Source organism: Candidatus Profftia tarda (assembly GCF_904848675.1).
GTDB lineage: Bacteria > Pseudomonadota > Gammaproteobacteria > Enterobacterales > Enterobacteriaceae > Profftia > Profftia tarda.
This window is the reverse complement of sequence record NZ_LR890047.1, coordinates 745853-759376: the sequence shown is the minus strand read 5'-3', so window position 1 is coordinate 759376 and position 13524 is coordinate 745853. Positions and strand designations below refer to the sequence as shown.

6 protein-coding genes, 1 other RNA gene and 1 pseudogene are annotated in these 13524 nt (G+C 33.7%); 3 read left to right on the top strand and 5 right to left on the bottom strand.

All coding sequences use genetic code 11. From position 1 onward, the window contains the following. Positions 1 to 320 precede the first annotated feature (320 nt). From rpoD to rpsU, 3 genes are all read right to left on the bottom strand, one after another. Positions 321 to 2150, bottom strand: coding sequence for an RNA polymerase sigma factor RpoD (gene rpoD, locus KTT71_RS02010; protein WP_216782201.1), 1830 nt, complete (start codon positions 2148 to 2150; stop codon positions 321 to 323). Positions 2151 to 2411: 261 nt separating this feature from the next. Further along, positions 2412 to 4166, bottom strand: coding sequence for a DNA primase (gene dnaG / locus KTT71_RS02005; RefSeq protein WP_216782200.1), 1755 nt, complete (start codon positions 4164 to 4166; stop codon positions 2412 to 2414). Positions 4167 to 4366: 200 nt separating this feature from the next. Then, on the bottom strand, positions 4367 to 4582 hold the full coding sequence (gene rpsU, locus KTT71_RS02000; protein WP_216782199.1) for a 30S ribosomal protein S21: 216 nt from the start codon (positions 4580 to 4582) through the stop codon (positions 4367 to 4369). Positions 4583 to 4872: 290 nt separating this feature from the next. On the opposite strand from rpsU, the gene tsaD reads away from it, so the two are divergent. Together tsaD and plsB are read left to right on the top strand one after the other, a co-directional pair. After that, a complete protein-coding gene (tsaD, locus tag KTT71_RS01995; RefSeq protein WP_216782753.1) occupies positions 4873 to 5886 on the top strand; it encodes a tRNA (adenosine(37)-N6)-threonylcarbamoyltransferase complex transferase subunit TsaD in 1014 nt (337 codons plus the stop codon). A 1035-nt stretch (positions 5887 to 6921) separates the two neighbouring features. Then, a pseudogene (gene plsB, locus KTT71_RS01990) lies at positions 6922 to 9321 on the top strand (glycerol-3-phosphate 1-O-acyltransferase PlsB); the annotation flags it as partial. A 2532-nt stretch (positions 9322 to 11853) separates the two neighbouring features. On the opposite strand, the gene ssrA reads toward plsB, so the two are convergent. Together ssrA and smpB are read right to left on the bottom strand one after the other, a co-directional pair. Continuing rightward, positions 11854 to 12222, bottom strand: a transfer-messenger RNA (tmRNA) gene (gene ssrA, locus KTT71_RS01985). Positions 12223 to 12272: 50 nt separating this feature from the next. Next, positions 12273 to 12755 carry an SsrA-binding protein SmpB gene (smpB, locus tag KTT71_RS01980; RefSeq protein WP_216782198.1) on the bottom strand — a complete coding sequence of 161 codons (483 nt, stop codon included), beginning with the start codon at positions 12753 to 12755 and terminating at the stop codon, positions 12273 to 12275. Positions 12756 to 12903: 148 nt separating this feature from the next. Between smpB and KTT71_RS01975 the strand changes: the two genes are divergently transcribed. Beyond that, on the top strand, positions 12904 to 13344 hold the full coding sequence (locus tag KTT71_RS01975) for an SRPBCC family protein (protein ID WP_216782197.1): 441 nt from the start codon (positions 12904 to 12906) through the stop codon (positions 13342 to 13344). Positions 13345 to 13524 lie beyond the last annotated feature (180 nt).

The window sequence follows — 13524 nt, the reverse complement described above, 5'->3', positions numbered from 1 at the left end:
GCTATTTTGATTAAAATAAATATTATTAGTATCTAACGTCTTTTAGGGGTATAACGAAATAATTTTATATGTATAAACTATAGCTAAACATTAGTTTATCCATACTATATTTTAAAATTAGTAAATAAATATGATTATGCTAAATTAGTTATAGTTGAGTGGTAAAAGATTTGGACAAGCGATCTATATTTGTTATATAATATTTATCTTTCATTACTGAGTATCAAATGTAGCATTTTGTTTTCTCTTGGAAATATTCTGCATTCAGACATGTTTAAAGCATTATTAGTTGGAATATTCTAGAAAGGTTTAGCAAAAAATTAATCGTCTAAGAAGCTACGCAAGACTTCAGAACGACTGGGGTGGCGCAATTTGCGCAGCGCCTTCGCTTCGATCTGACGAATGCGTTCACGTGTAACATCGAATTGTTTGCCTACTTCTTCTAACGTATGGTCTGTGTTCATGTCGATACCAAATCGCATGCGCAATACTTTTGCCTCGCGGATTGTTAAACCCGATAGAACATCACGGGTAGCAGAGCGCAGGCTTTCAGAAGTAGCAGAGTCTAGTGGGAGATCTAAAGTTGTATCTTCAATAAAATCACCTAAATGTGAATCTTCATCATCACCGATCGGAGTTTCCATTGAAATCGGTTCTTTAGCTATTTTTAGAACTTTACGTATTTTATCTTCTGGCATTATCATTCTTTCAGCTAGCTCTTCCGGCGTAGGTTCACGGCCCATCTCTTGTAGCATTTGACGAGAAATGCGATTAAGTTTGTTAATAGTCTCTATCATATGAACAGGGATACGTATGGTTCGGGCCTGATCTGCGATAGAACGAGTAATAGCCTGCCGGATCCACCATGTTGCATAAGTAGAAAACTTGTAACCACGACGGTATTCAAATTTATCAACTGCTTTCATAAGGCCGATGTTACCTTCTTGAATAAGATCTAAGAACTGCAAGCCACGATTCGTATATTTCTTGGCAATAGAGATAACTAGGCGTAAGTTCGCCTCAACCATTTCTTTTTTTGCACGACGTGCTTTTGCTTCACCTATAGACATTCGACGATTAATATCTTTTACTTGTTTTATAGTAAGATCCGTTTCTTCTTCTATTTGAAGTAGTTTGTTTAGACTCAGTTCAACGTCTTTACGTACGAATTTGAGCTTCTCGCCCCATGGCTTAGCCATAGCTAAAGCAGCATCAAACCAGCTGGTATTAGTTTCATTGCCCGTGAACAAGGTAATAAAATTTTTCTTTGGCATTTTGCTCTGTTCGACGCAGAGTTTCATAATTAATCTTTCTTGGGTTCGCACACGATCCATCATCTGACGCATGTTGTTGACCAGGTGATCGAATTGTTTTGGCACTAGACGGAATTGTTTAAAAACTTCTGAAAGATTTAGAATTTCTTCTTCTACTACCTCATGTTTACGCCCATGAGCTTTAATAGCTATATGAGTTTTTTGATATTGTTCACGGAGTTCAGAAAACTTTTGGCGAGCTAATTCTTCATCAATATTATGGTGATCGGTATTTTCTTCGTTTTCATTGTCTTCGTCTTCTTCATTGAGCTCTTCTGAAGAGAGATCTGAACCTACGTTAGTTGCAGTTGCTGAAAAATATTCTTCTGCGTTAGGATCTACAAAACCGGTAATTATATCAGATAGACGATATTCTTCTGATTGAACATGATCATACTGCTCAAGCAAATAAGTAATTGCTTCTGGGTACTCCGTCACTGAGCGCTGAACCTGGTTTATTCCTTCTTCTATGCGTTTAGCAATGTCTATTTCGCCTTCACGTGTTAGAAGCTCTACAGTTCCCATTTCCCGCATATACATGCGCACAGGATCAGTAGTGCGGCCTATTTCGGATTCTACACTTGATAGTACTTGCACAGCAGCCTCTGTTGCATCTTCGTCAGCAATATTTTCTGCTAGCATTAAATAATCAGCATCAGGTGCTTTCTCCATGACTTGAATACCCATGTCATTAATCATCTGGATGATATCTTCAATTTGATCGGAGTCTATTATGTCTTCTGGTAAATGGTCGTTAACCTCAGCATAGGTTAAGTAGCCTTGCTCTTTACCCTTGTTAACAAGAATTTTCAGCTGTGACTGCGGGTTTTGCTCCATAAAACTATATCCATACTTCAGGGTTTAAATCGGTGTTGAGCAGTATAGCCATCAACAATAATTGATACGGTTTACTGACTACTTCTGACTTTCCGATATTACAGAATGATCAGAAGTTTATTCCCGCTTTTATTGGAATGTCAGACTGTTATTGACGTTTGAAAACCTAACAAGGCTATTTTATAATTGGAAAGTATTAATTTTTTCTAAGTACAAAAAATATTTTGAGTGCAAATCAATAGATTTATTGCAAATCTTGCATTATTGTTTTTTTTTAGCTAGTGCTTTACTAATTTTCCACAATTCTTTTTTCTGATCAGATTCTAATCCCTGAATTCGTTCTAACGCGATCAGTTTATCTTGACGTTGTTCGAGTATCGAATCGTAGAGACAGACTAGTGTATCAAGGAATGTTTGATGCACTTTATCCTCAATAACCATGTGGTTCCATATTGCTAAATTTTCAAGCTGTTTAGCATATTTATTATTTCGGTAACGTTCAATAAGCTGGCCAGTTGTTAATCCTGGATTTGCTACGCAGGTTTCTACTAGTTCAAGAAATAATTCCAATCCTGGCAGTTTTTGTTTCCATAAAAATTCGACTGTATGAACTTCATATGCTAGCGATGGATTCTGTATTAACAATCCGATCAAGAGGCGCATATTTGTAATTTTTATCTGATTATTAGTGTGGTTATTTATTTTACTATCTTGTCTATACAACATCTTTTCGAGCCGAGAATCATCTATAATTCCTAATTTCTGTCCTAAAAACTGCCTTAGATATAGCTTCAATGTTTCGCCTGGAATCTGTCTAATTAACGGCAAAACTAATGTACTCAATTTCGCGCGCCCATCGGGGCTGCTCAAATCTACTTGTCTCATTAAAGTATTAAATAAGAAAGAGGATAAAGGTTGGGATTGATCAATGCGTTTTTGAAATGCCGATCTTCCTTCTTTACGTATCAGTGTATCAGGATCTTCGCCGTTAGGTAAAAACATAAATCTCAACTGCCTACCATCTTCCAAGAAGGATAACGCATTTTTCAGTGTTCTCCAAGCTGCCTCACGTCCGGCGTTGTCGCCATCGTAGCAGCAAACTACAGTATCAGTTGTGCGGAACATGAGCTGAATATGTTCTGATGTTGTAGCAGTACCCAAGGAGGATAAGGCATAATCTATCCCGAATTGTGCTAGTGCTACTACGTCCATATAACCTTCAACAACTAGAAGGCAGGATAATTTAGTATTGTGCCTCTGTGCCTCATAAAGGCCAAATAAGTTTCTTCCTTTATGGAAAATCTCGGTTTCAGGAGAATTAATGTATTTAGGTATACTATTACCTATAGTACGTCCACCAAAAGCTATAACTCGTCCACGTCTGTCTCGGATTGGGAAAATAACACGGTCTCGGAATCGGTCGTAGGTTCTACCTTTGTCATCATTGACTAGCATACCAGCATAATTAAGATCTTTTCTGCTAGAAAAATTATGACCAAATCGCTTAAGAATATTATCCCATCCTGGTGGTGCATATCCGATATTAAAGTGCTTCATAATATCTCGTCCTAGTCCACGCTGTACAAGATACTGGTGCGCATATTTGCTGCTTGGGCTAGTTAATAAAGTTTCTTGATAGAAATCTTTTATGTTATTCATTAATTGATATACCATCTGACGATGGTGATACTCTGTTTTAGAAGTCTTATTTCCTGGTTCAAAAGGAACGTCAAGGCCCGCTATAGCAGCTAGTTCTTCAATGCTCTCTATAAATTTCAATTTATCGTAATGCATCAAAAAATCAATAGCGTTGCCGTGAGCTCCACAGCCGAAACAGTGGTAGAACTGTTTACCTGAGTTAACAGTAAATGAAGGTGTTTTTTCGTTATGGAATGGACAGCAGGCATAGTAGTTCTTGCCTCTTTTTTTTAATTGTAATCTTGTGCAGACAAGATCTATAATATCAGTCCGACTGAGCAAGTCATGTATGAATAAACGTGGAATTAGTCCTGCCATAAGTCCTGACATTATTGTTTAACGGCACAGCTTTAGCTGCATTAACTATATAAAATAGAGACGGAAGCAGAACCAACCACCTTTTAAGAGTTGGCTGGTTCTTGGATGTTAAAATATACTGATAAAGCCTCTTTAAATATTGACTACTATTAATACTGAATTACCTATTCAGTATGTGCAAAAATTCATCTAATACAAAATTAGTATAGACGGGTACGACGTGCATTTTCACGAGTTATTTTTTTGGCATGACGTTTTACTGCAGAAGCTTTAGCGCGTTTACGTTCAGTTGTGGGTTTTTCATAAAATTCACGACGACGTACTTCGGCTAAAATACCTGCTTTCTCGCATGAACGCTTAAAGCGCCGTAGAGCGACGTCGAATGGCTCATTCTCACGTACTTTAATTAATGGCATTTGCCTCTCTCACCTCGATATCAATCAGTGTTTTGCCAACTTAGTGTTAGCTGTTGAAAATAATGCTATTTTGAATATAAAGAATGTTCTTTTATAAAACAGTGTTGTCTTAATGTCTACAGACTTTCTATCCTTTAGTGATTAATTTTTAAATTATGATCAGGAATGACATGATTATTATAGCAGGTAGTTTAATTTATTAATTAGGGATAGCAATACAGGAAACAGTATAGCTGAATTATGCTACTATATTCCATCTTCTTTTGGAGAGAAATATTATTGAAACAGCCATGCGTATTTTAGGAATTGAAACATCCTGTGATGACACAGGTATTAGTATTTATGATGATAAAGCGGGTATACTGGCTAACCACTTATACAGCCAGGTAAAAACACATTCTGATTACGGTGGTATTGTACCGGAATTAGCGTCTCGCGACCATATCCGAAAAACTATTCCTCTGATTCAAGCTGCTTTAAAAGAAGCTAAGTTAACTGGACAAGACCTAGATGGAGTCGCTTATACAGCGGGACCAGGTTTAGTCGGGTCTTTATTAGTAGGAGCTTCAATAGGGAAATCTCTGGCATTTGCATGGGATTTACCCGCAATTCCTGTTCATCATATGGAGGGCCATTTGCTTGCTCCAATGCTAGAAGATAATTCTCCGCATTTTCCATGTGTTGCCCTATTGGTTTCTGGAGGGCATACTCAATTAATTGCCGTAACTAGTATCGGAAGATATCAACTGCTAGGAGAATCTTTAGATGATGCTGCAGGTGAATCTTTCGATAAGATCGCTCAATTGCTCGGACTAGGCTATCCCGGTGGAGCCATGTTATCCAAAATCGCCCAGCAAGGAAAAAAGGGACGGTTTTTTTTCCCGCGCCCTATGATAGATCGCCCAGATCTTAATTTTAGCTTCTCCGGTCTGAAAACCTTTGCAGCTAATACTATTCGTGATCATCAGGCAGATAATCAAACACGTGCTGATATTGCTCTTGCATTCGAAGAAGCTGTAGTGGATACCTTAACTATCAAATGCAAACGTGCATTAGAACAGACAGGATTTAAGTATTTGATAATTGCTGGTGGTGTAGCTGATAATCTTCAGCTACGGACCAATTTAGCTGTAATGATGGAGAACAGGGGTGGTAAAGCATTTTTTCCTCGCTCTGAATTTTGTACAGATAACGGTGCAATGATTGCTTATGCTGGCATGGTACGTTTAAAACATGGCATCAATTTAAATTTGATAATTTCCGTTCGTCCACGATGGCCTTTAGAGGATTTACCAAAATTATAAAGTTTTGCTATTTATATTTATTTTTTCAGAAAAATTATTTTTCTTTTATATATTTGGTATTATCTATACTTTATTAGCTATAAATATTACGTATTATTGCTGAATACCTAATTCAATGGTTAATAAGTAAAACCTATAACTTAGATTTATATTAAAATTAATATTCATAAACTTACGTTTAGTAAATCAACTGACTATTCTGTCAAAATAATACTAGGATAGCTCTATTTTAAATAGCTATATTGATATTATTCTAGATATTTAAGCTTATATAGAAATCAGTTAATACTGATTAATGTTATTATAATCTCTTATCCAGGATTTTAAATTAGGAAAATTAGATAGGGTGGTTATATATACGTGCAGTCAATTATTATTTTATCAGTCAAGATAAATTATCGCATGATAAATTTTATAATTTTAATAAATGGACATCATAGTTTTCATGCGTCAAGATAGCATAGGAGAGCATTATTCTAAAATCAATTTATAATATACTGAATGTTTAAGTTCTTTTTTGCAGTAATATATTTGTCTGGCGGACTGATTAATAAAAAGCTTACTAATAAAGACATAAAGAAATCTATCAAGAGTTCATACCTAAAACAGTTGCGCTAATCACCAATTTCCTTCTGTAATTGTTAAAAAACTAGTCATGGCTCACAGATCAAATTATTTTTTATGTAAAAGTTAACTATGGTATCATCTATCATAATCACTAGAATTAGGTATGGTCTAAAATTGTAGAATACCGTAATCTATAAAATGCTAGTCTAAAGATTAGACTGTCGTTCTAATCACCTATAAATTAACATCAATTCGCAAGTAAAAATATGTAATTTACTAATATTAGTTATCAATATCACTAACGCAGGTATTATCTTTAATATATAATATGGAAATAAAATTTAGCAAAAATTATAAAGAGATAAGAGTTATGAAAGCGATAGAATCTTGCTTGTATCAATAAAGAATATAATTATCGCCAGTTCTTATTTAATTAAGACCCAGAGCTAAATTTTTCCGGTATTCTTTATGCGAATAGCTAACACTAGTCTTCTCTTTTTTATCTTATGCTGGCGTAGATTTTTCTTGAATTTATTAAAGTTCAAGATCAAAATACTAGTGAGAAGCACGATAATACCTTCTCAACCAGTGTCTCAGCTATGTTTAGATATGACCAGACCGGTTGTTTATATCTTACCCTGTAATTCAAAATTAGATTTATTAACTCTACGCCATTGTTGTCTGATTCATAATTTGCCTGATCCATTGGACACTAATCAAATTAACGGTACTATATTGCCTCGTTACGTTTTTCTTGATGATCTGCGTGGATGTCACAATGCGACAATACAAAAATCAGTAAAACTATTTCAGTATTATATAGAAATTCATCGTCACAATCCTTTTCTTGATATCCAAATCATCCCAACATCGGTGATGTTTGGTCGTTCTCCGCATCTTCACGCTTCTAATAGCTGTCCACGCCTGCATTTTTTTAACTTTGTTAAGAAATGTTTTGTTGTAATATGGTTAGGGCGTGATAGTTTTGTGCATTTTTCTAGCTCAGTGTCACTGCGTCATATCTCAGATAAATACGGTAGTGACCACGTGATCGCACACAAAATGGTTCGCTTAGCACGCATGCATTTTTTCCGGCAGCGTTTATCTGCTGTAGGTCCAATTCCATTAGAGCCTCGGGATCTATTTATTAAAATGTTATCATCCAAAGCAATTCGAAAAGCTGTTGAAGGTGAATCGCGCAGCAAAAAAATTTCTCTAGAAAAGGCCGAGCAAAAAGCAGTTGTTTTGATGAAAGAGATCGCTGCAAATTTTACTTATGCAACAGTACGTTTATCTAATCGTGTGCTGGCCTGGTTATGGAATCGTTTATATCAGAGTATTAATGTCCATCATGTAGAATCTGTGCTAAATTTGGCACAGGCAGGACATGAAATTGTTTATGTACCTTGCCACCGTAGTCACATGGATTATCTGCTAATATCATACGTGCTATACCAACAAGGCTTGGTTCCGCCGCATATCGCGGCAGGGATAAATCTAAATTTTTGGCCAGTTGGTTCTATTTTGCGTCGTTTAGGTGCATTTTTTATTCGCCGTACTTTTAAGGGAAATAAGCTATATTCTACCATATTCCGTGAATATCTAAGTGAGTTATTTAGCCGCGGTTATTCTATTGAGTATTTTATGGAAGGGGGACGCTCACGTACAGGGCGTTTACTTGAACCGAAAACAGGTACTTTAGCTATCACTATCCAATCAATATTACGAGGTAGCAGACGTCCTGTCACCCTTGTTCCTGTGTATATTGGTTATGAACATATTATGGAGGTGGTAACTTATGCTAAAGAGCTAGGTGGAGCAATAAAAGAAAATGAAAATATAATTCAAATGTTTCGCGGTCTTACTAAGTTACGTAATTTGGGAGAAGTACATGTAAACTTTGGTGAGCCAATTAACATTAATAACTGGCTGAACCAGCATGTCCCAGAATGGAGAGAGTCGATTAACGCCGTAGAACCGCAACGTCCAAGATGGTTCACCCCAACTGTTAACGCTATTGCCCATACTATTATGGTTAACATAAATAAATCAGCAGCAGCAAATGCAATAAACCTATGTTCTACAGCTGTGCTTGCTGCTAGTCCGCATGCACTTACTCGAGAACAGTTGCTAGAACAATTGGTATGTTATTTAGATCTTCTGAATAATACTCCGTATGCTGCGCGTGTAACTACGCCAAATCAAAATCCGGAAGATTTATTAAAACACGCTATACATATGGGTAAATTTGCAGTAAAGAAAAATAATATTGGTCATCTTATCATCCTACCACAAGAGCAGGCTTTATTGCTGGCATACTACCGTAACAATATTCAGCACATGCTTGTACTGCCATCGCTAATATCTAACATAGTCATGCACTATAATAGTATTTCTTTCAAGAGTCTATTGCGGTATCTCGAGATGTTATATCCTCTTTTTGAAAAGGATCTATTCTTGTGTCATCAAATAATTGATTTACCAGAGCTTCTTAAATCGATAGTCATAGAGTTATCTCGCCAGAAACTTCTTTTTATAAATGGCAATGATTTGATGATAAACCATGACCGTATTTTTGTGGTAACGTTATTGGCAGCAGTCGTACGGGAAACTCTTCAACGTTATGCTATTACATTCTCTCTTCTTATCTCTAATCCAAAAATAAGCCGAAGTGAGTTAGAAAAAAAAAGCTGGATTATGGCACAACATCTATCGATATCGCGTGGTATACATTCTCTTGAGTTTTTAGATAAATCTTTACTGAGTACCTTAATAGCAACTTTAAACTCCAAGGGATACATGTACAATGTAGGAGAATCATGTCCTAAACATACTGTAGAACTATACCATCTACTAGTCGTCATGCTAGATTAGGATGCGTAATTGAGAAATATAATTAAGACTTATAAGTTTAAATAAAATAAGAAAATGATAATACAAGAAAATCTTATGGATATTATCCATTATAAATATTAACTATCATATCTTACACTGATTATTAATAGTATTATAACTCTATAATTTACCAATTACTACAGACAAGTAGTATTTAATAAAGATCAAATATATATTCCTAGCAAGTTGTAATATTTCATGAGATAAAAGTATGTATTATTGATAATATTACTATATAGCAGATAATGATATATTTTGGGATCTTGTATTTATAATAATTTATTTATAATTTTGATGCAGAAGATAGTTGCGTCTTCTGGCAAAAATATTAGCATAGAACACTAAACACTTAATGAGAATTGATTAGAACGAGATAGAAAAGCCAGATTAGAATATATTTTATTCTAAAATTATGCTCTCAAATCTTACATACGTGGTCTTTGGTTAGTCTGGCGCTATTATCTATAATAAAACATAGCAATTGTAACTTTTTATAGAAAACTCTTTGCTCATATTTATTCTATACTCATGTTAAAAGCTATTTATTATATTGTTATTTAATTTAATGTTTGCTCATTTCTTACTTATAGTACAGGGCATTCTGGTTCACTAATTCTCAGGATATCATTGAGTAATAATATTTATGGGTTATCAGTTTGACTAAATTGCATACGATTTTGGTATTGATTGACAGAACGATGTAATAAGAATTATTTTACCTGTGATAGGAACAGAATATCCTAAAATTCTTCAGTCTAGAGATTACTCTTAGTCATATATTATCGAGAACTTAAGGTGCGCGTAAATTTCCTTGAATTATATGATTGTCAATAATACTTAATTGACTGTTTTGTTATTTATTCTAAAAGTTTAATATTATTATTGATATTATTTTTATACTTCAATGTTTTGTTATGTTACATAGACAGAGAAACAGGTTTTTAGTAATAAATTGATATTTCTCTTATATTGACTCAATCAAATATTTTATTGAGACCTCATATATATCTAATATAAAGGATATTTTTAGGAAACACTATCATCTAATCATGAATTAATTAATTTCATTCTTTTTGTGTATGATTCTACTTTTTATTATTCTATAAACTGCAAGTTATTCACTTATGATGCTAATAAAAACCGCTAAAGCTTGATTGAGATCAATACAAGTAATAGTTATCTGTTATAATTGATACTCTTTGCAATTTATCATGTATTTTAGTGAAATAGTTGACTGCCTTAGAATATTATATTTGACAAAAAACCCTTTACAGCAAATAAGTGAATAAAAAAATTTTTATGATTGTATAATAAAGTAATTGTAAGAATATCATTCTTATTGTTGTAAATTATTACATAATCTATAACTCGCATAAACCAATTAAATAATTTAAATAAATTGCATTTATTATTATTTCAAAATAATAAATTTCTGTTAATTTTATATTAAAAAATGATCTTTCTATGTATCTTATTTATTTTTTAGATATTTTATATTATAAAATTGTAATTATATATAGATTATACGTAATATTTATTGATGTGAGCAGAGATTATTAAGTATTCATTAAATGAACTAATTCTATGAGCAGCCTTTAAAACTAATGGGTATATAATTTTATAATTAGAGAGAGAAAGCCATACTATCTCTGATGATTCTTCAATACATGTAGTTGATAATTATATCCTTGATATTGATTAACTACATCACACCACCTCAGATAGATGATTAGATACCATCTTAGAACTACATTGCATCATGTTTAGGATTAATTTTAGAAAAACAGTTTCTAGGCATAGACCTATCTTACGCGTGATATTTATAAATATATGCAATATTTTCTGTAAACTATACATTTTATAAGTCACACTTACCAGTGTTTTTATAAACATCTTTCAGATATTATCTGAATCGAAATAACGGCATTCTCTGCTTCTTAGCAATAATTCTCCATGGGTATATTCAAGGTAAATTAAGTAGTAAGAATATATAGTTCTTAAATAAAGATAAATGACATCCTTTATTTCTATATGCTATTCGAACAGATGCTCTTGATAAAATAATATTATTATTTCTTTAAAATAAGAAATAAAATTATGGATAGTGTTAGTCAGCACTCATATGAACAATCTTATGCACAGAAGAGTTATCTAGTATCTACATCTAAATAATGTTAAGGATAATTTGTATATTATAACTATTTTATTCTAAAATGGGTATTTCAATATATTTAGATTTATATCTATATCCAGATCTTATAAAGATTTTTTATATTTATTATTAAATATTATTCTATATTTCTGCTCTAATAACTCATCATGATGAGTTATTAGTAATTCTAAATCATGCGATAAAACTCAGGGTGTGTTCTTGTATTGATAAATAAATTATTTTGCAAGCATACTGCCAAAATTTACAAGTTATAAACTAGAAATAATATTTTTGTAGCTATTGTAAAATATAATTGTTTAGTCTTTATCTGTGTAATACTAAAAATAGTATTGTGGTGGAGCTGGGGGGATTTGAACCCCCGTCCGAAATTACTACGCTGTTGGCACTACATGCTTAGTCTATGCTTGATATTCTTTTACCTATTAGCTGCGGATAGACACGCCACTAATAAACTAGCTTGATTATATTTAATGTTTTCACCCCAAACAAGGTATATAAACACGATCTCTTTTATATTTGACCTCTCTTGATCCCCGTCCTAAGAGCTGAGGCTAGAGAGAGAGGGCCTAACAGGTTATTAAGCTGCTAGAGCGTAGTTTTCGTCGTTTGCTACTATTTTTTGCGGCTTATTTTACGAGGCCAACCGCCCCTCGGCATGCTCCTCAAGTTTTGTCAATCCCGTCGAATCCAGAATCAGCCCCGAGTAACTGTTGAGAAGTATATCAGAAGATATATCTCCATGGATAGGAATTTAGCGGTTTGCTTGTTTCATAATTCGTGCTTTATCTAATTTCCATTCACGAGATTTTATTTCATAGCGTTTATCTTGTTCTTTTTTTCCTTTTGCTAGGCCTATTTTAATTTTAGACCAAGCTTCTTTCCAGTACAGCGATAGGGTAATTATAGTAAAGCCGTCACGACTAACTTTGCCGACTAGTGTTTCTAATTCTCTTTTTTTTAGCAGTAATTTGCGCGTACGCATTGGATCGTAAAACATATGGCTAGATACTAGTTGCTGTGGCTGAATAGTAGCACCAAATAGATAAGTTTCGCCATTGTGAAAAGTTACGTAGCTATTTGTTATGTTCGCTCTTCCTGCGCGCATAGACTTAACCTCCCAACCTTGCAGCACTAATCCAGCTTCGAATTCATCTTCTATGAAGTATTCATAACGAGCACGTTTATTTATAGCAATTGTATTTGAGGAGATATTATTTATTTTTTGCTTTGTCATAATAATATTATTATATGAATTAAATCAAGATGTAAAGATCCTGTCATAATGAGCAGATATATAATATACATTAAAAGGACTGTGTTGAAGGAATTTATTTTCAAAGAAAAATTAAATCATATGATTTGTTTACTTATAAGGAGTTGCTATGCCACATATTAACCGTTCTGCGTTATTGCCATTTAGTGCTATGCAAATGTACCACTTAGTTCACGATGTTTCTGCGTATCCTGAATTTTTACCTGGTTGCATAGGCAGTTATGTATTAGATTCAGGACCAAACTTGATGACTGCTACTATCAATATTTCTAAAGCAGGCATGAGTGAAACCTTCACTACTCGAAATATTCTATCAGAGAATTCTAGCATAAAAATGCAGCTTCTTAACGGTCCATTCCGTAAACTACGAGGTGCTTGGTATTTTATTTCCTTGGGTGCTAAGTCCTGCAGAGTAGAGCTTTACCTTGAGTTTGAAATAAGTAATAAACTGATCGAAGTAATGTTATATCAGTTGCTTAAACCATTAGCAGTAAATATGGTGACGGTCTTCTCTGAACGTGCGAGAGAACTCTACAATATCTTATATTAACCTTAAGTATCTCACATATTCGATGTACCGCATTATTTAGGCTTTATGCTAAATTCTTGCAAGACATTAATATTTATTAATCATATTATAATATGCTCTTATTGAATTTCCATGAAGATACTCATCTTCGCAGAATAGACTTGGGATTTATAATTTTAATGCAAAATATTGGTATAATAA